The organism is Calothrix sp. NIES-2100 (assembly GCF_963875285.1).
Taxonomy (GTDB): Bacteria; Cyanobacteriota; Cyanobacteriia; order Cyanobacteriales; family Nostocaceae; genus Aulosira.
In genome coordinates this window covers 9,353,959-9,376,394 of sequence record NZ_CAWNLA010000001.1, presented here as the reverse complement: position 1 = coordinate 9,376,394, position 22,436 = coordinate 9,353,959, and the positions used below count along the sequence as shown (strand labels likewise).

At 42.1% G+C, this 22,436-nt stretch carries 15 protein-coding genes; 8 read left to right on the top strand and 7 right to left on the bottom strand.

What is annotated here, in order from left to right; genetic code table 11:
* Positions 1–53 precede the first annotated feature (53 nt).
* The 5 genes from AACU32_RS38175 to AACU32_RS38155 form a co-directional block, all read right to left on the bottom strand.
* On the bottom strand, positions 54–2,807 hold the full coding sequence (locus AACU32_RS38175; RefSeq protein WP_096607420.1) for a hybrid sensor histidine kinase/response regulator: 2,754 nt from the start codon (positions 2,805–2,807) through the stop codon (positions 54–56).
* 512 nt (positions 2,808–3,319) lie between these two features.
* Positions 3,320–4,114 (bottom strand): phosphate ABC transporter ATP-binding protein PstB, encoded by a 795-nt coding sequence (gene pstB / locus AACU32_RS38170; RefSeq protein ID WP_096607419.1) that lies wholly within the window; start codon positions 4,112–4,114, stop codon positions 3,320–3,322.
* On the bottom strand, positions 4,108–5,031 hold the full coding sequence (gene pstA / locus AACU32_RS38165; protein ID WP_096607418.1) for a phosphate ABC transporter permease PstA: 924 nt from the start codon (positions 5,029–5,031) through the stop codon (positions 4,108–4,110). The genes pstB and pstA overlap by 7 nt, the downstream gene beginning before the upstream one ends.
* 61 nt (positions 5,032–5,092) lie before the next feature.
* Positions 5,093–6,007, bottom strand: a complete 915-nt coding sequence (pstC, locus tag AACU32_RS38160) for a phosphate ABC transporter permease subunit PstC (RefSeq protein WP_096608356.1) — start codon at positions 6,005–6,007, stop codon at positions 5,093–5,095.
* 236 nt (positions 6,008–6,243) lie between these two features.
* Positions 6,244–7,257, bottom strand: coding sequence for a PstS family phosphate ABC transporter substrate-binding protein (locus AACU32_RS38155; RefSeq protein ID WP_096607417.1), 1,014 nt, complete (start codon positions 7,255–7,257; stop codon positions 6,244–6,246).
* Between the two features lie 537 nt (positions 7,258–7,794).
* Here AACU32_RS38155 and AACU32_RS38150 point away from each other — a divergent pair.
* From AACU32_RS38150 to AACU32_RS38115, 8 genes are all read left to right on the top strand, one after another.
* On the top strand, positions 7,795–8,574 hold the full coding sequence (locus AACU32_RS38150) for a phosphate ABC transporter ATP-binding protein (protein WP_096607416.1): 780 nt from the start codon (positions 7,795–7,797) through the stop codon (positions 8,572–8,574).
* A gap of 766 nt (positions 8,575–9,340) precedes the next feature.
* Positions 9,341–10,093: a phosphate ABC transporter ATP-binding protein gene (locus AACU32_RS38145; protein ID WP_096607415.1), complete on the top strand. Its 753-nt coding sequence runs from the start codon at positions 9,341–9,343 to the stop codon at positions 10,091–10,093.
* A 412-nt stretch (positions 10,094–10,505) separates the two neighbouring features.
* Positions 10,506–11,792: an IS1/IS1595 family N-terminal zinc-binding domain-containing protein gene (locus AACU32_RS38140; RefSeq protein WP_096607414.1), complete on the top strand. Its 1,287-nt coding sequence runs from the start codon at positions 10,506–10,508 to the stop codon at positions 11,790–11,792.
* A 513-nt stretch (positions 11,793–12,305) separates the two neighbouring features.
* Positions 12,306–13,184, top strand: coding sequence for a lipoyl synthase (gene lipA, locus AACU32_RS38135; RefSeq protein ID WP_096607413.1), 879 nt, complete (start codon positions 12,306–12,308; stop codon positions 13,182–13,184).
* 84 nt (positions 13,185–13,268) lie between these two features.
* Positions 13,269–14,195: an NAD(P)H-dependent glycerol-3-phosphate dehydrogenase gene (locus AACU32_RS38130; RefSeq protein WP_096608355.1), complete on the top strand. Its 927-nt coding sequence runs from the start codon at positions 13,269–13,271 to the stop codon at positions 14,193–14,195.
* An 87-nt stretch (positions 14,196–14,282) separates the two neighbouring features.
* The gene (locus AACU32_RS38125; RefSeq protein WP_339378609.1) at positions 14,283–14,420 is read left to right on the top strand and encodes a hypothetical protein; all 138 of its coding nucleotides are present in this window, start codon (positions 14,283–14,285) and stop codon (positions 14,418–14,420) included.
* A 495-nt stretch (positions 14,421–14,915) separates the two neighbouring features.
* On the top strand, positions 14,916–16,166 hold the full coding sequence (sigC, locus tag AACU32_RS38120; protein WP_096607412.1) for an RNA polymerase sigma factor SigC: 1,251 nt from the start codon (positions 14,916–14,918) through the stop codon (positions 16,164–16,166).
* A 360-nt stretch (positions 16,167–16,526) separates the two neighbouring features.
* Complete coding sequence (locus AACU32_RS38115) at positions 16,527–16,982, top strand: Fur family transcriptional regulator (RefSeq protein WP_096607411.1); 456 nt, start codon at positions 16,527–16,529, stop codon at positions 16,980–16,982.
* A 125-nt stretch (positions 16,983–17,107) separates the two neighbouring features.
* Here the strand turns inward: AACU32_RS38115 and AACU32_RS38110 are convergent, their stop codons facing one another.
* Positions 17,108–18,292 (bottom strand): peptidoglycan-binding domain-containing protein, encoded by a 1,185-nt coding sequence (locus AACU32_RS38110; RefSeq protein ID WP_096607410.1) that lies wholly within the window; start codon positions 18,290–18,292, stop codon positions 17,108–17,110.
* A gap of 9 nt (positions 18,293–18,301) precedes the next feature.
* Positions 18,302–22,435: a cobaltochelatase subunit CobN gene (gene cobN / locus AACU32_RS38105; protein WP_096607409.1), complete on the bottom strand. Its 4,134-nt coding sequence runs from the start codon at positions 22,433–22,435 to the stop codon at positions 18,302–18,304.
* Between the last annotated feature and the right edge of the window lies 1 nt (position 22,436).

Sequence of the window (22,436 nt, the reverse complement as noted above, 5' to 3'; positions counted from 1 at the left end):
AACTAGAAAATTTAAAAATGGATATTTTTAATAATTAATTTTAATAAGTATAACTACATATAAGGTTGTAGCAAATTAATTATGCCCTCATCATCAAACTTCTGACTCAGGTCTAGCAACTTGTTAGCAAAGGACGTGTACTGGGGATTGAGTTGCTTGAGGCGGTTCGCTTCCTGCTGGATGTCAGCCATAAAGCCGTCCTGGGCTGCTTGATAAAGGGCTGCCAGTTCCGCTGGTACGGGCACGACCCAATCCGCCAGATTGTCAGCTACAGCAGAAGTTTCATTCGTCTGTGGTGGAGTTTCGTAAATCCACTGCAACTCTAAGTGGCGCTGCAACTCACCTAACAGTCCGGCGAAGTCTATCGGCTTAGGGAAAAAGCTATTACAGCCTGCGTCCATCGTCTGTTGCATATCCACCTCAGACAAACTGGCCGGGGAAGCAATAATCGGTGTTTTAGCAAAATCTGGCAGTTGACGTAGGCGGCGAGTCATTTCCAGCCCATTCATGTTTGACATCATGACATCGGTAATAATTAAATCTGGACGGATCTCGATTGCTTTCTCCAATCCAGTCTGCCCATTGTCTGCCTCCGCTAACTTGAAACCTAGGGGTTCTAACATCCCAATCACCACAGCACGATTCTCGCGGTAATCGTCAATCACCAAAATTTTGCGCCGTTCGCCTTGATAGCCGATCACCTTTTGGTGGGCAGTTGCAGTCTGAGAGAGCCAATCTGCGGCGGTGGGCAAATCGATATCAAACCAGAAAGTGCTGCCTTTGCCAAGAATGCTTTTAACCTGAATTGTGCCGCCCATCATCTGCACAATTTGCTGACTGATTGCCAACCCTAACCCTGTACCTTCAATATTGCGATCGCGTTTTCCGGCTTGTTCAAAGGGTAAAAAGATGGCTGCTAGTTTTTCTGCTGCCACACCAATACCCGTATCGTCTACCTGGAAGCGGATTCTTGTGCGATCGCCACTTTCCCCATTCTCTATTGCTTCAACGCTAAATGTCACGCTGCCAAAGTCGGTAAATTTCACTGCATTGCTCAGGAGGTTCAGCAACACCTGCCGTAGGCGTTTATCATCTGCGTGAACTGCGATCGGTAATTTATCAGCCAGCTGGTAATGAAACCCTATGCCCTTTTGCTCGGCTTTAATGCGGCAGATTTCCACCGTAGTTGTCAGGAAGTTTGCCAAATGGAAATCCTGGGGATAGAGATCCATTTTCTGCACCTCCAGTTTAGACAAATCCAGAATGTCGTTAATTAGCGTCAACAAGTGAGAACCGCACTGATGAATCACGCCCAATCCCTTTTGCTGCTTGTCGGTGGTTGCTGGATCGCGCTGGAGGATTTGAGCATAGCCGAGGATACCGTTCAGAGGGGTTCGCAATTCGTGGTTCATGTTAGCAAGAAATTTGCTTTTGCTGTGGTTGGCAGCTTCGGCGGCTTCCTTTGCCTGTTGCAGTTGGGCGGTGCGTTCTTCTACCCGTTCTTCTAGAACTGCATTACTTTTTTCTAAGGCAGTGAAAGATTCGCGCAATTGCCCTACCATGTGGTTAAAGGAATGGGCAAGAATGTTGAGTTCCTGGATATTACCCTCTATGACTGTCTGCTCTAAGTCACCGCTTGCCATTGCCTGACTTGCCTGATTCAGGCGCAGGATGGGACGCGCAATCCAACGAGAGGTAAAGATACCCACCCCGGTTGCCACCACTAGCGCCCCAAAACAAAGTAAAATACTAGTCTGGGTGTTGGCATTAATTTGTGCCATAAAGGTGCTGTCAGGAACGCTGGTCACAACCAACCAGTCCAAGCCATATTGGTCACGCCAGGGAGCAATATGTACATGATATTTTTCGCCTTGAAAATTGATGTTCAATTTCTTGGTATTGGTGATTGTCTTGAGGTTGGGAATGCTTTTTTGCAGCTGCTTGGCAATACCTTGAACAACTAAATTGGGGCTGTCTATTGCTTTGAGGCGTTTAATTTCGTTATTGGTAACAGTAAAAGGTTGCTCCTGAGCGGAATTGGCAACTAACATCCCATCCCGCTCCATAATCAACACTTGCCCAGAGTGACTGATATCTAAAGTTCGCAAAAATTCGCTCAATTTCAACAGATGGATGTCAACCCCCACCACAGCAATCAGCTTTTTGCTGGCATCATAAACCGGGCGACCTGCCGATGCCACAATATAAGGAGGAAAAGCGGGATCATAGTAAGTGTAGATGCGATTCCATATCGCTTTTCCAGCTTTGGCGGGTTCGGTGTAATTAATCTCGTTGAGGGTATCCCAGGTAGCAGTCGTGAGGATTTGAGTCCGGTTGCCATCGTTGTCCGTCAAGTAAGTGATCATATTTTTCGGTAGACTGGGCGTTTTGGCGACATTATCGTCAATAGTGACAGTCTTGCCATCGTAACGGCCTGCTCCACCCCCTTCTCCTGTAGGAAGGTTGAAGCTAATGTAAGTCAAGTCATAGGCTTGCATTTCGTGCCAGAAGAACTTACCAACGGTTTTGCGATCGCGCACATTCAGCAACCCCATCCGAATTGCATCAGCATTGATTTGGTTGACTTTATGGGGAATCGATAGGTAAGCATCCAAATGGTGATCTACCTCGCTGCTGGTTCGCTTCATCAACTGCGCGGCTAGATCCTGAACCGCTTTTTCACCATTTTTGAATGACAAATATCCCACCAACCCCACTGCGCCAAACACTTGCACCACAAAAGGAACGATGAGGACAAGCTGTAATGGCAATGCCCGGAATTTACTGGATGATGGATGGGTGTTCATAAACTAGAAATTTTGGTTCATTTTGCAGGCTGCTGGCACAGATCTGAATTCACCGATAGCCTTAACTAAGATGATTCCCCAAAAATTTCTACCTTGAACACAATTCGCTTCACACTTCCTGTGAGTTTATTCCTGCATGATTTTTTCCCTCCAAAATGGAAGAAATTATTAACAGGTGATATTTCTCTATTAACTACAACTTAACCAATTTCTTTACTTTTCTTAACGACTGATGCTGCACAATTTGGTTAACCTAAATAAGGATAAAGCATTATTTATTACAAATAAGCGTTAACCAGATCAAACATGGCCAGAATATAAAACTAAACCCTGGCAGGCAGTCTGATTATCTGACACCTGCTGGGTTTATCTATTTGCAAATTTACTAGTGTCAATTGCACTCAGGGATGAGGGAGACAAGGAGAGAAGTCTGAGCGGAGGCTTCCTCCGATCAGAACTTCTCCCAAGGGGAGACGCTGCGCGAACGGAGGGACAAGGAGAATTATTGACCCTTACCCAAATAATCCACTGACATAATCTGCGGTTTTTTTATTTTCTGGGTAATTAAAAATCGCCTCTGTTTTACCAAACTCGACCAACTCACCTAAATACATAAACGCCGTATAGTCAGAAACACGGGCAGCTTGCTGCATATTGTGAGTTACAATCAGGATGGTAACCGTTTGCTTAAGTTGAGTAATTAACTCTTCAATGCTAGAAGTTGCGATCGGATCTAAAGCCGATGTTGGCTCATCAAATAATACAATCTCTGGGTCAGTTGCTAAAGCACGGGCAATACAAAGCCGTTGCTGTTGACCACCAGAAAGGTTAAAAGCTAAATCCCGCAACCTATCTTTAACTTCATCCCACAAAGCTGCACCACGCAAAGCTTTCTCCACTTTCTCATCAATAATTGCCCGTTTAGATTCACCTCGCACCCGCAAACCATAAGCCACATTTTCATAAATTGACTTAGGAAAAGGATTAGGTTTTTGAAACACCATGCTAATCCGCATCCGGACTTCAATTGGATCAACTTTATTACTCAATAAATTAATCCCATCCGGTTCTAAAGTAATTTCCCCGCGATAACGATTTCCCGGATACAAATCGTGCATCCTGTTGAAACAGCGCAACAAAGTAGTTTTACCACATCCAGAAGGCCCAATCAGTGCAGTTACTTGTTTATCACCTACTGGTAGATTAATATCCTTGAGAGCGTGAACTTTGCCACCATAATAGAAATTCAAGTAATTAACCGCAGCTTTGATTGGTCTTTCTAAAGTTGAAGATTTTTTTTCTACCATTTGATTTTTTGACGTAAACGATAGCGGAGAAAAATAGCTACAGCATTCATAGCCAAAGTCATAGCAATTAACACAATACCTGCGGCTGCGGCGTTCACCTGAAATGCTTCTTGGGGACGAGACACCCAATCGAACATTTGAATCGGTAGAACAGTAAAAGGTGCTAATAACCAGGAAAAGGAAATAAAAGGAAACTCGCCTTTAATTGGAGAATCTGGTAGAAAGGCAATAAAAGTTAGTGCGCCAATGGTGATTAGAGGTGCAGTTTCACCTATAGCCCGTGCTAAAGCCACAATAATTCCTGTGAAAATGCTACCAGTTGAATAAGGTAGAACATGATCCCAAATCATTTGCCACTTAGAAGCCCCTGTAGCATAGGCAGCTTCGCGGATACTATTAGGAATAGCACGCAACGCTTCACGAGTGGTAACAATTACCACTGGTAGCACTAACAGTGCCAATGTCAACCCCGCAGTTACTACACTAGGGCCAAGCTTGAAACCATAGACAAATAAACCCAAAGCCAACAAACCATAAATTATGGAGGGAACACCAGCCAAATTGGTGACATTAATTTCGATTAAATCGGCAACCCAATTTTTTTTAGCATACTCTTCTAAATAAATTCCTGATGCTAGACCAATAGGAATTGCCGCTGATGCTGTTACTAACATTACTAAAAGCGTTCCCACCCAAGCGGAGAGGATACCTGCATTTGCTGCCCTGCGGCTGGGAAAAGAAGTAAAAAATTGCCAAGAAAGACGCGGCGCACCGTCACTAAATAAATCAAATATGAGTGCAAAAAGAGTGACAATCCCAATCAGCATCGACAATAAACCAACGATGCCAAAAATATATTCAGTAAGCTTATTGCGTTTGATAATATTGCGAACTTGCCGCATATTTTGAGTTGTCATAATAGAAGGCGTAATTCGTAATTCGTAATTAAATAACTAATGACAAATGACAACTGACAAACTAATAAATTTCTCGATAGCGCTTGGCGAGGAAATGACCGATGATGTTGAATACCAAAGTCATCAGCACGAGAGTCAGTCCCACAGCAAAGATAGTCTCGTATTCCAAAGTTCCATGTGGTAAGTCGCCTAAACTAACTGCAACAATATAAGCAGTCATGGTTGCAGCTGGTTCCATCGGGTTCAAGGTGAGATTGGGTTGACCGCCAGCTGCGATCGCGACTATCATCGTTTCACCAACTGCACGGGAAATTCCTAAAATATAAGCTGCTGATATCCCAGAAATCGATGCTGGTAATACAACTTGCAAAGCTGTTTGCAACCGGGTAGCACCCGTTGCATAAGAACCTTCCCGTAAATCTGCTGGTACTGCACGCATCGCATCTTCACTCAAGGAACTGACATAGGGAATAATCATAATCCCGATGACTAAACCCGCACTCAACATATTAAAACCAGGTAGTTCTGGCAATATCACCTGCAACAAAGGTGTAACAAATAATAATGCAAAATACCCATAAACTACTGTGGGAATACCTGCCAATAATTCTAAAGCTGGTTTGACTACCTCTCTCACTAATGGTGGTGCAAATTCACTCAAGTAAATTGCAATAATTGTACCTAATGGCACTGCTACTAATAAGGCAACCACTGTGGTAACTAAAGTTCCTGACACTAAAGGCCAAATCCCATAGTGTTTGTCATCAAACAACGGTGTCCATTGGCTATCTGTGAGGAACTTCCATAAAGATACTTGCTGAAAAAATAATATAGATTCGTAAACTAAAATAGCAACAATCGCTAAGGTAGTCGCCACAGAAGAAAGTGCTGCAAGAAACAAGACAAACTCAATTGTCCGTTCTCGTATATTACGCATTAGCTTGGGAGAAAGTCGAGTTTGTTTTGTACCAATCATGCTGGAAATATGAATTGCAAGTAAGATAAAGAGAGGTAAAAACCTCCCTTTAATAAATTTTGAATTTTGCGCGAATTTAACTTGAGTTCGACGCACAGAATTTTGACCTCTCGCCTAGAAAGACAGAAGCTTAAAACGCTGATTATTTCTTCTACTCTTCTCTCTATTGCTAGGAGAGGGAGGCTAGGTGGGTGAGATATTTATAATTCACCTCAATTCAAAATTCAGGAATTGGTTTATTCCTTAGCATCACGGCTTAGCAGCTCGTTAATTTTTAAACCAACTGCTTCCTTACCACCAAATACGCTACCAAATCTCTTTTTACTGAAATGGCTCTGGGCGGTAGTATAAGCTGACCCTGGTAGGGCAACATATCTTACCTCTTTGGAGAATTTAGCAGCATTCTGCAAATAAAATTTCACAAACTGCTTCACCTCTGGTTTATCAATAGCCTTAGAACTGACATAGATAAACAGAGGACGAGATAAAGGAGTATAAGTGCCATTTTTTACTGTAGCTTCCGAAGGCAATACACCATTAATTGCTACAGCCTTCAGTTTGTTACTATTCTCTGCGTAATAGGCATAGCCAAAATAACCAAGGGCATTTTTATCCCGGGAAATACCCTGTACAAGAACATTATCGTCTTCACTGGCAGTAAAATCACCCCGGCTAGATTTAGCTTTGCCAACCACAGCTTCAGTAAAATAGTCAAAGGTTCCAGAATTAGTACCAGGGCCAAACAACTTTAAGGGCGCATTGGGGAATCCTGAACGCACTTGGCTCCAGTTATTGACTTTACCCTGTGCGCCTGGCTCCCAAACTTTCTTGAGTTCAGCAATTGTCAGATTCTTTGCCCAGTTATTTTGAGGATTAACTACAACTGTTAGAGCATCATAAGCTATTGGTAGTTCTACATAACGAACGCCATTAGCTTTACAATCATTAATCTCTTTCTGTAGAATAGGACGAGAAGCATTGGATATATCAGTCTCACCGCGACAAAACTTTTTGAAGCCGCCGCCAGTACCAGAAATACCAACAGTAACTCGAACTCTACCCCCTTGGGACTTTTGAAATTCTTCTGCTGCTGCTTCGGTAATCGGGAAGACGGTACTAGAACCATCTACTTGAATTGTGTTAACACTTTGGGACTGAACCGCAGACATTGATAAACCAAAGGTGGCTGTGACCAATGACATTAAACCTAAGACTGTCAAGCTATTAAGCTTCAAGTTCATTTTGCTCACCAGGATACTCCTCATTTATCGGACGTGCAATTGCCGCCCAATCAATCCAAAACCACAATAATTTTTAAAATTTAAGAGCTAGTGAACATATGAGTGAACAGTTCACTAACTGAAATTTGACGTACTCAGGTAATATAAAAGTTAACTAGTGGTTATATGGAGGGTAACTTGTAATATCAAATCCGTTTTAATTTTTGAAACTGTTTGCGTATGGAGGGAACCGGGAAGAGGAAACAGGGAACAGGAAAGAAAGAATAAAAGTGTACCTAGCTTCGCACAAATCAAATAAGAGTCCTATAGCAAGTAAAATTATGGTTTGTTAACAAATTGATAGCTTGTTTAAAGCTCAAAGGCGATTTACAGAGTATGTATTTAACAACTTCTCACAGACTCTACTATTGAAAATATTTTACTTCTATATAGAAGTTTACAAATAATTTACAAATATTTTCTCAATAAAAGAGTAGAAATAATCTCATAGAGAAAGAAATTTTAACTTTTCTGATCATTCAAATTTGCTATCACGCCTTTGTGACCATGAATAAATTAGTCTCTGCCATAAAAGTCAGCAATTTTAGTTTTTATTACGATACGAAAAAGATACTTGAAGATATCTCAATAGATATCTATCAAGACAAAGTAACTGCAATTATTGGACCTAGTAATTGTGGTAAATCTACTTTTCTCAAATCTCTCAATCGCATGGCCGAACTAGAAGGAGAAGTACGTATTCAGGGAAAAGTAGAATTTTTCAGTCAAAATATTTACGAGCGTCGTGTTAACTTAAATCGGGTGCGTCGCCAAATTAGTATGGTATTGCCAAAACCAAATCTATTTCCTATGAGCGTTTATGATAATGTTGCTTATGGGGTGAAACTTGTAGGATGGCGTCCGAAAGCAGAATTAGATGAAATTATTGAATCTGCTATTAAAAGTACTAACCTCTGGGATGAACTAAAAAATAAACTGCACAAATCAGCTTTAGATCTTTCTGGTGGACAACAACAACGTCTTTGTATTGCGCGTGCTTTAGCCGTCAAGCCAAAAATTCTCTTAATGGATGAGCCTTGTTTTGGACTTGATCCCATCGCTAGCATGAAAATTGAGGAACTAATCCAGAGTTTACGCTCTAATTACACAATTGTGATTGTTACCCACAATATGCGGCAAGTTACTCGCTTATCAGATTTTACAGCTTTTTTTCATACCAATGAAAATCATATTGGTAGCCTGGTTGAATTTGCTACTACTGCTAAAATCTTTGCTAATCCGGTAGATTACCGTACACGCGACTACGTTTTAACCCGTCTAAATTAAGTTACTAGTACAACACGGCGTAAATAAAGCTACCATTTCAAACAGTCACAAGCCTTGATGTATTAAGCTTTTGACTTTTGACTTTTGACTTACTCGGCAGCGATACTATCTACCTTCGCAAATTAATAATTGGAAATAGCAATAGTATCCGTTGTTTCTTATTCTCTTACATTCCCCAATTTAATTTTATTGAAGACTAGTTATTAGATCTCAAAGATGATGAAGTTTTTGATGAGAAGCATGAGCTAGGATGCGCCATCATGGCTGGAATTGCAACCAGGCCTTCACATCAAGGACATACCAAGGATATATGCATCAGCTATATATATAATAATTATTCCTACGGATATATAGATATGACATTAATGACACATAACGGCTAAATCGTTAAGCGTGTTCTGTGTAATTAATTTGAACTACTGATAAATCGGATAAGAATATTTTTACCTTTGAGAAGTAGAGATTAATTATCTGTATATATCTGTATATATCTGTATTTATCTGTAGGATTATAATTTTTTTATATTTTTTCTGTAAAGTTTATAAAAACTTTACGCAATTGTCGTGAATAAATGGGTACAAGTGAGAAAGTCTGCTACTGCTTTCTAGGCGTAAGGCGGACAATAAGAGAGTTTGAGCGACATTTAGTCCCGGTTACATAATTGGGTTTTTTATTCAGTGTCTTTGTGCATTTCTACTTAACTTCATAAAAACTAAACAATTAACCGTTCTGCTCAATCCAGTTTGCGATCGCACATTAATCAACATGAATCACTTACTCCCAGCCATAAAAGTCAGCAATTTTAGTTTTTATTACGATAATAAAAAGATACTTGAAGATATCTCAGTAGATATTTATCAAAACAAAGTAACAGCAATTATTGGCCCTAGTAATTGTGGTAAATCTACTTTTCTCAAATCTCTCAATCGCATGACCGAGCCTGACAAAAAAGTAAAAATTGAAGGAAAAGTAGAATTTATTGGTCAAAATATTTACGAGCGTCGTGTAAGTTTAAATCGGGTGCGTCGCCAAATCAGCATGATATTTCCCGAACCAAATCTGTTTCCCATGAGCATTTACGATAATATTGCCTATGGGGTGAAACTTTTAGGATGGCATCCGAAAGCAGAACTAGATGAAATTATTGAATCTGCGATTAAAAGTGCTAACCTCTGGGATGAAGTCAAAAATAAGCTGTACAAATCGGCTTTGGAGCTTTCTGGTGGACAACAACAACGTCTGTGTATTGCTCGTGCGTTAGCCGTCAAACCAAAAGTTATTTTAATGGATGAGCCTTGTTTTGGCCTCGATCCGATCGCTAGCAGAAAAGTTGAGGAGTTAATCCAGAGTTTACGCTCTGATTACACAATTGTGATTGTTAGCCACAATATGCGCCAGGTTACTCGCTTATCAGATTTTACAGCTTGCTTTGACAACAATGACAGTCAGATTGGCCGCTTGGTTGAATTTGATACCACCTCCAAAATCTTTAGTAGCCTGTGTCTGCAAACTACCTAATCTCGTAGTATATAAAAATCCGGTTTGATTATTGAAAAACTGATCTGCTCTGGAAGCTTAAGTGTAGGTAGGGCATTGTCCACCATAACCAAGATATGGTGGACAATGCCCTACCTAGCTAGAAAATAGAGGCGCTTAAACTTGGGGAACAGAGATTTTCATCTTTGGTTGTGGGATTTTTCCGTGATTGACTGACATAAAAAACTGTTGTGTACCAAGTAAAAAATACTAGTTCCTAGCCCAAGCTTCCCTTTTTCATCTGTCTTGTACGCAATTCATGACAGCTACTTATATTTACAAAATAACAATATCCCAAAACTTACCTCGGCCATTATATTAAAATTTATGAATTAAACTTTTCAGATTGCGCACACAGAAGTGATTATCAGCACAAGACAAGCTGAATAACAAGATGAAATGTCCCCGATGTGAATCAACTTCATACCGCAAAAACGGTCGTCGGAACGGTAAACAGTATTATTTGTGCAAAAATTGCCGTAAACAATTTTTTGAGCCTGCATTAGTCAATTCCCTGAAAAATCAGTTGATTGCAGATAGTAACGGACATACTCAATTACCTTTAGCTGAAGCAACAGAACTTTCTTTGATAGAAAACTCGCTGACAGAAAAGGCTACAGAGGAGGTTGACCAATCTTTTGCTTTAACTTTAGTTAATGAACTTTTGCAAACTGTCTTATCACCTGAATGGCTGGAATCTCCTGAGTTTTCCCAATTTATTCAGAAAATTCACCAAAAAATTGAAAGCAAAACTAAATTAGATCGAGGAATTTCTCTGCTACTTTTAGATGTAGAAAACCTCAAATTAGATATTCCTGCTGAAAACTTTTTAGCTAGTATTTGTAATTATCCTCTACAGGTAAAGATTGCCTTTGCTAACTGGAAAAATCCGAGCAATAGCAAGCAGGATATAGAACTATATGAGCGTGGCTATCAACTTGTTCATGTGCCAGAGGGTAAAGATAGTGCTGATGCGAAAATGATTGCCTTCGGTGCGGGTCTGTCACGTTATTATCCAACAGTTAAAGAAATATTAGTCTGTTCTGGAGATAGAATTTTAAGCCACCTCTGCAATGAACTACAAAACCAAGGTATGCTTGTCTATTGGGTGCGGAGACAATCACAAATTTTATATATAGAAAACCGCAATACTGGAAAATTTATCTATTATTCATTACCACTAGTAACGGAAATTCCCTCTTTAGAAAAAGTTGTTGAAAAAATTGATAATTTAATTAAGTCTGAACAAGAATCAATTAGTTCTAGATTAAGCGATTTGATGGCGATCGCCAATCTTTTTCAAGAAAGATGTAATCTGCAATTTAATAAGAAAAAGTCAACTCAAGACGATCAAGCCACAGCATCTTCAGAGAAAATCAATTCAACAGAGGCTATAAATAGTGTAGAAATAGTCAGTTCTCCTAAAGATATTGGCTCAAAAGAAGATTTAGAAAAACTACTGTTAGAGATTATTAATAGGATGCAATCTCAGTCTCCAACAACTAATTTATCTGTATCTATACTAGGGACAGAATTACAAAAAGTATGCGGACAGTCTCCTAATTCAATTGTCAAAAAGTTAAAACTTGGTTCTAATTTTACTAAATTTCTACAATCGTCTACCCACTTTACTTTGAAGCCAAAAGGCAAACAATTTGAAGTCACAAAATCTGATAAGTAGTAATCATTTCCGGCATACACCAAGATATATGAAAATGGGCATGGGGCATAGGGAAGAAATTACTAATGCCCAATGCCCTTAGACGACTATTAGCGCCAGAAAGCTCACCCGCTCTTGGGATGGAGTTTCCTGCCGCTTTCAATGAAAATGGGTATGGGGTATCGAGCCTCGGAATATTGTCATTCTCGATTGAGCAACTCACCCTGTCAGCGTTTGTTGAAGATTAGGACTTACGCAAAAAACCTCTCAAACTCCTATTCCTACCGAAGTTATGATCTGAAGTTATGATCTAAGGAAGCCTTATCTGGTGACTTCTCTGTGTGTACTCTGTGTCCTGGAGCGGTTTGATTTTCCGTGACCTGTGCGTAAGTCCTGATGTCAATGGGTAAGTCCTAGTTCCTACGCTGTTCAAAATCGCTACTTCTTCAGGTTGGATTTATCCAAAAATCAAAATCCAAACTCTCCCAACCTTGCTAACATAACTCTGTATATATATAGTAGTGAAAACGGATTGTGACTGTTAAACCAGACTGGTTGCGGGTGAAAGCGCCTCAGTGGGAGCGCGTCGGTAACGTTAAAGAAATTTTGCGGGATTTAGCGCTCAATACGGTTTGTGAGGAAGCGTCCTGTCCGAATATTGGTGAGTGTTTCCAAGCTGGTACGGCTACTTTTTTGATTATGGGGCCAGCTTGTACTCGTGCCTGTCCCTACTGCGATATAGATTTTGAAAAAAAGCCCAAGCCTTTAGACCCCACAGAACCAGAACGATTAGCAGAGGCTGTTCGCCGCATGAAACTCAATCATGTGGTAATTACCTCTGTGAACCGAGATGATTTACCTGATGGTGGTGCATCGCAGTTTGGGGATTGTATCGCCGCAGTTCGCACTGTCTCACCCAAAACTACAATTGAGGTTTTAATTCCTGACTTGTGCGGCAATTGGAATGCGTTAGAGATGATTATCGAAGCTGCACCAGAAGTATTAAACCACAATACAGAAACCATACCCCGCCTGTATCGCCGTGTGCGTCCCCAAGGTAACTATGATCGCACATTGGAATTACTATTGCGATCGCGTCAAATTGCGCCTTGGATCTACACCAAATCCGGAATCATGGTTGGACTTGGTGAAACTGATGCCGAAGTTCGTCAAGTTATGCAAGACTTGCGTGCCGTAGATTGTGATATCTTGACCATTGGGCAATACCTCCAACCTAGCCAAAAACACTTGAAAGTAGATAACTTTATCACCCCAGAACAATTTGCTGCTTGGCAAGCCTTCGGCGAAGAACTGGGTTTTCTGCAAGTAGTGTCTTCCCCCTTGACAAGAAGCTCATATCATGCAGAACAAGTGCGGCAACTCATGGAACTTTACCCCCGTAGTCGGGGATGAGGGGGATGAGGGGGATAAGGGGACAAAGGGGACTAATGATCATTGACTATTGACTATTGACCAATGACCAATGACAAATACCAAATGACAAATGACAAATCCGTAGCAATTTTAGGCGCAGGTGCTTGGGGTACAGCACTGGCAAATCTGGCTGCGGCGAATGGTTATGAGGTGCGTCTATGGTCGCGGTGGGGATCGGTAAGTTTAGCAGCAGTGCTAGAAGATGCCCAAATCATCCTTTCTGCGATCTCGATGAAAGGTGTCAGAGATGTGGTGATGCAAGTCAAGTCTTTCCCCCTGTCCCCAGACACAATTTTTGTGACGGCGACGAAGGGTTTAGAGCCAGAAACTAGCTGTACGCCGTCGCAAATTTGGCAAACAGCTTTCCCTAACCATGCGGTAGTTGTTCTTTCAGGGCCGAATTTATCAAAAGAAATTGAAATGGAATTACCAGCTGCAACAGTTGTAGCCAGTACCATTGCTACTGCTGCTGAAGCGGTGCAGCTGGTGTTTTCTTCTAATCGGTTTCGGGTATATACCAATCCAGATCCCGTAGGAGTGGAATTAGGCGGAACACTCAAAAATGTAATTGCGATCGCAGCTGGTGTATGTGATGGTTTACAACTGGGAACCAATGCTAAAGCAGCCTTAGTTACCCGTGGACTTACAGAAATGGTTCGCATCGGTAATTTCTGGGGTGCGAAGACAGAAACTTTTTATGGTTTATCCGGTTTAGGGGATTTACTAGCAACTTGCAATAGTCCTCTAAGCCGCAATTATCAAGTTGGTTACCAGCTAGCTATTGGTAAGACACTTACAGAAATTCTTACGCACTTACAAGGAACCGCTGAAGGAGTCAATACTTGCCAAGTGTTGGTGCAACGAGCCAGACAGCAAAATATTCCGGTTCCCATTACGGAGCAAGTTTATCGCTTACTTCAAGGTGAAGTCACACCCCAACAAGGTCTTGATGAATTAATGCTGCGAGACATTAAGCCAGAATACAAATGACAAATGACAAATGACAAATGACAAATGACAAATGACAAATGACTACTAACAACTGACAACCGACAACTGACAACTGACAACTAATATTTGTATTGTGGAGAATGTGCAAATTTTGGTGCTGGTGCAAATTTACCGCTATTTCCCAGTACTCTCTCCCCAGGAGCAAATCCCCAATCTCTTGGAAAATCAGAATTCAACGACAAAGAGCAGGAATATCAGACGTAATGGCTTGGTATTAGCACTTCAGCGTTACTACTAACGCACTGACCATGACCATCACTTACCCTTCTTACCAAATATTCCCTAGAGAAAAATTAGCAAATTGTCAGGATAGTACTTCTATCCCCATGTAGATATGACTATAGCGATTATGAACATGATTTTTACTGAAATATGTTTATACCACGTTACTTTTGTAACAGTCAAGTCCCATCAAAATTGAAATGTTGAAAAACTGTTTCAAAGCTTAAAGGTTAGCTGTAGATGTGAATAGCTATTGGTTCAATTAGAGAACTACAGCAGCCGACTATTTCGGTAGTCATGTTTAAAAAATCACCAATACAGTTTTTTTTTAGATTTTTTTAAAAAAAACTGTAATTGGACCCTCAACCGTGTTAGTTCACCTTGAATCACGGGAACAATAGCAACAGTTAACTAGCTGACCTGTTATTTTTAGCTGACCGTAATCTATTGTTACCTGGAGCCATTGAGACGATCTTTATGCCAGCAACATCCTTTTACGCAGATGCCCCCTACAACACCCCAAAATCCCAGCAAATCTTGGATCGAGATCTCACGGTTGACGACAATGAGTTAGCTGTAGATGATTTGCAGGATTTGGAGTTGGCTTCTGTAGATTCTGCTCATTTTGCTGCTAACACCAACCGGAGGAGTACAGACCTAGTACGCTTATATCTTCAGGAAATTGGTCGGGTTCGGTTGTTAGGGCGGGATGAAGAGGTTTCAGAAGCTCAAAAAGTCCAGCGCTACTTGCGGATGCGGATAGTGCTTGCCAATGCTGCCAAGCAAGGAGATGCAGTAATTGAGCCTTATCTGCGGTTAATTGAAGTTCAAGAACGTCTAGCATCTGAATTGGGACATCGCCCTTCTTTGGAAAGATGGGCTACCACTGCTGGTGTGAACGTTTCCGACTTGAAGCCTATTTTGTCAGAAGGTAAGCGCCGTTGGGCAGAAATTGCCAAGATGACGGTGGAAGAACTGGAGCAAATTCAATCTCAAGGACTCCAGTCTAAAGAACACATGATCAAAGCTAATCTTCGCTTGGTCGTTTCTGTTGCTAAGAAGTATCAAAATCGCGGCTTGGAATTGTTGGATCTAGTTCAAGAAGGCACGCTAGGCTTGGAGCGAGCTGTCGAAAAATTTGACCCAACTAAGGGTTATCGCTTTAGCACCTACGCTTACTGGTGGATTCGTCAAGGTATTACCAGAGCGATCGCTACTTCTAGCCGGACAATTCGCCTGCCGGTTCATATTACTGAAAAGCTGAACAAAATCAAAAAAGCTCAACGCAAAATTGCTCAAGAAAAAGGTCGTACTCCTACCCTGGAAGACTTGGCGATTGAGTTAGACATGACTCCGACTCAAGTCAGAGAAGTTTTGTTACGCGTACCTCGCTCCGTTTCTCTAGAAACTAAAGTTGGTAAGGATAAGGACACAGAGTTGGGGGAATTACTCGAAACTGATAGTGTCACTCCTGAAGAATTACTAATGCGAGAATCTTTACAAAGAGACTTGCAACATCTGTTGTCAGATTTAACTAGCCGCGAACGTGATGTAATTCTCATGCGGTTTGGTTTGGCAGATGGTCATCCTTACTCTTTAGCAGAAATTGGCCGCGCTCTTGATTTATCTCGCGAACGAGTACGGCAAATCGAATCCAAGGCTTTACAAAAACTACGCCAACCCAAGCGACGTAACTTGATCCGCGACTACTTGGAATCTCTGAGCTAGTGCTTGTGCGCATTAATTAAGTTCGTAGTCAGGACTTGAGTCCTGTCCTGGATTTTTAAGCACACTTTGTGCTGACTACGAACTCACCAAACTGATCAATAACCGAGTTGCTTGATCCCCGTTGCCAAAATCTCTCTTTTAGTTTATGGCAAATTATTTTCACTTAGGTAGGCTAGAACTTTGCTCACTCTAACCTCAAAATGCTTTGATAGCGGGGATCATCTATTACTTTGGTTCTTCAAGATTTGAAAAATTATTCTTTCTTCCTTAGCAAATATTCGCAATAAGCTATGGTTGTTGCAAATTCAGCAAAAAATTTGCTATATTCTCAACTATCAGGCTTTGTTGAGAAAAATTAGTATGACTGTTTACACATCTAGTTCACTCAAAGCAGAATTAAACGATCGTGGCTGGCGTTTAACTCCTCAACGTGAAACAATTCTACACATTTTCCAAGAACTTCCGCAAGGTGAACACCTCAGTGCTGAGGATCTTTACCATCGACTAGAGACTGACGGTGAAGGAATAAGTCTGTCAACTATTTATCGGACTTTAAAGTTGATGGCCAGGATGGGTATTTTGCGGGAATTAGAACTGGGGGAAGGACATAAACATTACGAACTTAATCAGCCTTACCCTCATCACCACCATCACCTCATCTGTGTGAGATGTAACAGCACAATTGAGTTTAAAAATGACTCAATTTTAAAAATTGGTGCGAAAACTGCTCAAAAAGAAGGTTTTCATCTTCTTGATTGTCAGCTAACTATCCATGCTGTCTGTCCCAAGTGCCAAAGGGCACTAATGCCTTTATAGCACTTGGGTGGGATAACAAGGCGGAGTCTCAAACTAACCAAACAATGGCATTTTGAGCAGTTAATTATTCGCTGTTATCGGAGGTAGCAACTAGTTGAAACTTACTCTCAGTTTCTGTGCGGATGCTAAAAGCGTCCGCTCCTTATATCGCTGAGGCTGATCCCGTAAAATTCTTGGGCTTGCTTAATTGCTCTTTTGGTATCATCAGCCATGACACCGTTGAGTTCACCTTTGTAAAAACCCTTTTCTTGTAGTCGCCGTTGAATTTCCAAAACGCTAAACTCACTTTTGGGAGTATTAGTCACTAAGCTATATAACTTAGCTCTGGTAGTTGGGCCGGCGATCCCACTGGGTGCTAAATAACTAGCTGCTTGAAATCGGCGAACAGCATCTGCGGTATTGGGGCCGTAATAGCCATTGGGTTCTCCCTGTAAGTATCCGGCTTTGATCAAATGTGCTTGCAGAATCCGAACTGCTTCACCGCGATCGCCTATACGCAGTTTATCGCGATCGACCACTGCTTTAGGAGTATCTTCGCCACCACCAACACCAGCTGGCGGTAGTTTTCTCAGAGTTGCAGGACCAACAACGCCATCAGCTTCTAAATTGTAAGCTTGTTGAAATCGCTTGACTGCTTCTTCAGTAATCGGTCCGAATATCCCTGTGGCGTTACCGTAATAAAAATTAGCAACACGCAAACGTTCTTGCAGAACTCTTACCTCTTCACCTTCATCTCCTCTCGACAGGTAATTAGGATTGTTACGCTTGCTCGTTGATGCAGTAGCAACAGTAGTTTTTTTCGCGGTTGTATTTGTGCTATTTGGCTTGGTAGTTTGTGTACTGACAACAGTTGGCTTAGTAGCTTGGTTGCTAGTAGGTTTTTTTGGCTGTGTAGTTGTAGCATTTACAGCCTTGGGTCGCCAACTGTCTAATTTTTGCAGCGTAGTGGCTCCCACGACACCATCTACAGGTAAACCAGCGGCTTTTTGAAAACGCCGCACAGCATCTTCTGTGGGGAAGTCATAGATTTGAGTAATGGGAGCTTGATAAAAGCCTACTCTTTGCAACTTTTGTTGTAGATTCCTGACAGAAGGGCCTTGATCGCCGCGTTCCAGTGCCATGACGCTACTAACAGCACTGAGAATAGATAAAGTGAGGGCTAGAGGTAACATATACCGCCAAGCCTTACCCGAAAGCCGTTTCCAGTCTGGTGTTGCTGCTGTGTTTAACAGAGCACTCAGGGAAACCAATTCACTGGGTTGGCTGTCTTCGTAAGCAAAAGCTGAATGGAAATACGCTAGGTTGTCCATATTCGGTTCCTACACCACTGTTTGTTCTTCTATCGCTGCTTCGGCTTGATGTACAAGGTTTCGTAACATTTCTAATGTTTGTATATTTACATCCTGCCATAAACCGCGCTTATATGATTCTAATAATCTCTCAGCAATATCACGCAATGCCCAAGGATTCTTTTTGTAAATAAACTCTGACACACTGGGATCAAGTAAATAAGCTTGTAATACGCCCTGATACATATAGTCTTCCACACATTGAGCGGTTGCATCATAGGCAAATAAAAAATCCATTGTCGCCGCCATTTCAAATGCTCCTTTATAACCGTGGCGCATCATGCCGGTGATCCATTTAGGATTAACTACACGAGAACGATATACCCTAGCAATTTCCTCTTTGAGCAGGCGGACTCGTGGTTGAGCGGTAATTGAATTATCACCAAAATAAGTTTGGGGATTTTTTCCTTGAAGCGATCGCACTGCGGCTGTTAAACCTCCTTGAAATTGGTAATAATCATCGGAATCAAGCAAGTCGTGTTCGCGGTTATCTTGGTTGTGCAATACAACTTGTGTCTGCATTAAGCGTTGTTTCAAGGCTTCAGGATCGGCGATAGGGGATGTGGAAGATGAGGAGGAATAGGCGTAGGAACTCCAGTTGATAAAAGCGGTGGCTAAATCGTTGTCATCTTGCCAATTTTGCGATTCAATTAAGCCTTGTAATCCAGCACCGTAAGCACCTGGTTTAGAACCAAAAATGCGATAACGCGATCGCTCAATTGCTTCCTCTGAAGTTAAACCTTGTGCTGTCCAAAAATCAGTATCTTGGCGAACTTGATCTGCTAGGGGATTTTCCTCTGGTGCTTCATTTAATGCTGCTACGGCTTGGACGGCTGAATCAAATAAATCAATTAAGTTGGGAAAAGCATCGCGGAAAAATCCCGAAATTCTTAAGGTGACATCTACACGCGGCCTTCCCAAAACTGACACTGGTAAAATTTCAAAATCTACTACACGCCTAGCTGCACCATCCCATACAGGTTGCACACCCAACAACGCCAAAGCTTCGGCAATATCATCACCCCCAGTCCGCATTGTGGCAGTGCCCCATACAGATAATGCTAGTGTTTTAGGATACTCTCCATTATCTTGAGTGTAACGCTCAATTAAAGTTTCCGCTGCTCTTCTGCCTATATCCCAAGCTGTTTCTGTGGGTAGGGCACGAATATCGACAGAGTAAAAGTTTTTACCAGTTGGCAGGACTTCCGGGCGACCGCGTGTAGGTGCGCCAGATGCAGCACTTTGGATATATTTACCATCGAGTCCGCGTAGCAAGTTGGTAATTTCTTGCTGAGTTTGTTGTAATGCGGGGAGGAGTTTTGCAGCTATCCAGTTGAGAACTTTGAAGGCAGAAGGCAGAGGGCAGGAGGCAGAAGGAGTAATATTTTTTACTGTAGGCTGTAACCCCGTAGAGCAAAGGTTTAAGATATCTATTGAACTCTTGTTCAGTCTTTTTAACTCATCTGGATGAGAGTCCGCTTCTAACTGTTCCCTTCTGCCATTTGCCTCCTGCCATCTGCCTTCTTCAATAGTTATCAGTTGTTCGACTAGGAAAGCGGCGTATTCTTCTAGGACTTCAACAACATCACCGAGAGTGTAACATTTTTTGCCATTGACTACTGACCACTGACCACTGACCCCTTCGGGGTTCGCCAGTCGCTCATGGGGGAAACCCCCAAGATCGCGCTGGCTCACCATTGAAAAATCTGCTGTCAGGGGATCGAAATCTAAACCCCAATCTTGAGCTAGGGCGCGGGTGATACCGATGGAATGGCGATTAGGGATGCGGGCGATGGCGACTATTAAATCGCGTAACTGTCGTCCTTGGGGACATTGCCCAAAAATGTGCAATCCGTCACGAATTTGCGCTTCTTTGAGTTCGCAAAGATAACCATTGATGGAATTTAAAATTAAATTTTCAAAATTTAAAATGTCTTGTTCATTCGTAATTCCTAAATCCTGATGTAAATTTTCTTGAAGCAGAAGTTCGCGGATGCGATCGCGAATCATTGGTAATCGCACTGGATCTAAACTTTCAGCTTCGTAGTATTCATCAATTAAATTCTCCAGTTGTTGCAGCGATCCATAGAGTTCTGCACGAGTCATGGGGGGTGTTAAATGGTCGATAATTACCGCTTGGGTGCGCCGTTTAGCTTGTGAACCTTCACCAGGATCATTAACAATAAACGGGTATAAATGAGGCATTGCCCCCAAAGCCACTTCTGGATAACAATTACTCGATAAAGCTAGACTTTTACCGGGAAGCCATTCGAGATTGCCATGTTTTCCCACATGCACCACAGCATCCGCCCCAAAACATTCCCGCACCCAATAATAAAAAGCTAAATAGGCGTGGGTGGGTTCTAAATCTGGCGCATGGTAACTCAAACTCGGGTCAAGATCATAGCCTCTTGCTGGCTGAATTCCTACGAAGATGTTACCGAGTTGGATACCGGGAATGGGGAAGGAGGACAAGGGGACAAGGGGACGCGGGGACGCGGGGAAAAATTGATTCTCCGCGTCTCCCTGTCTCACCATCGCCGCGTCCTCTTCTAAACCCCAGCGTTGAGAGATACCTTGTTGTACTGGTTCTGGTAAAGTAGCGAAATAATCTTGATATTCTGACAAAGAAAGACTTTGCGTTACTGGACGCCAATCTCTGCCTTCTGGATCGTTCGTTACTCCAGCCGTGAGACGTTGAATTAATTCATCGCTATCAGCAGGTAAATTTTCCACCAGATAGCCAGCTAACTGCAAAGCTTGGAGAATTTCAATACAACTAGCGGGAGTATCTAAACCTACACCATTAGCTAAACGTCCATCACGGTTGGGGTAATTGGCGACAATTAAGGCAATACGCCGTTCTTGGGGTGGCTTGGAACGCAGGCGTACCCAATTAGCTGCGAGTTGGGTGACGAATTCAATGCGATCGCTTACTGGCTCATAAACTACCACATCGGTTTCTAAATCTTGATTTCGCGTTTGCACTGTTTTAAAAGACACAGCGCGACTAATAATCCGCCCATCCACCTCTGGTAGTGCCACATTCATAGCAATATCGCGGGGAGAAAGTCCTGATAACTGTGACTCCCACTGCTCAACTGCTCCGCCACTGAGAATAACTTGTAACACTGGCACATCCAAGTTTTCCCATAATTCAACCTGGGGTGTTTCTGTTTCCAACCGCGCCAGAGAGAAACTTGTAGTATTTAACAGCAGTGCAATTGGTTCTGAGTCTTTTGGCTGGAAAAACTCGCTCAACTCAACTTGAATATCCGGTTCGCGCAATGAAGACACAAACACAGGTACAGGTTGTAAATTTTTCTGTATCAATGATTGACATAAAGCATCAATTACCTTGGTATTTCCTGATAGATGATGGGCGCGGTAGAAGAGAATGCCGACTTTGGGCATGGGGCATTGGGCATTGGGCATTGGGCATTGGGCATTGGGCATGGGGCATTGGGCATTGGGCATTGGGCATGGGTAATTGTTCTTCTCCCCTTGTCCCCCTTGTCCCCCTTGTCCCCTTCCTCCCTTTTCCCCATTCCCCATTCCCCACTCATACAACCCCATACGCGGAACTAACTGCGGGGAAGGGGGAGCGAAAGAAGTTGACAAGCAAGTATCAGCAATAAACTTGAGTGCGTTAACAAAATTTTCAACTCCACCCTGGTTAAAGTATTGCCAGACTTGGTTAACAATATCTAAAGGCACGTTAGACTGAGAAATTAACAGGGGATCAAAAGCATCGTCCCCTGGCATTACAATGAGGTTTATATTATTTCGTTGAACAATTTCTTGTACAACTTCTAAGCCGTAAGTCCAGTAAGAACGTCCGCCTAAGAGGCGGATAATAATTACCTGGGCAAATTCTAAAACTTGCTCACAGTAAGTGTCTATACTAATTTGTTGCTGTAATTGCAATAAGTTGGCGACTCTTAGAGCCGGGAATATTGCAGGTAGTTTAGGAACCGCAGCTGCCAAAGTTTGAATGTCGGTATCAGCAGCCGTAATGAATACAAAGGGAGCTGGAGTTTGTTCTATAAAAATCAGATCTTCCGACTGATTCCAACCTCCGGGTGTGGCACTTACACGATGCATA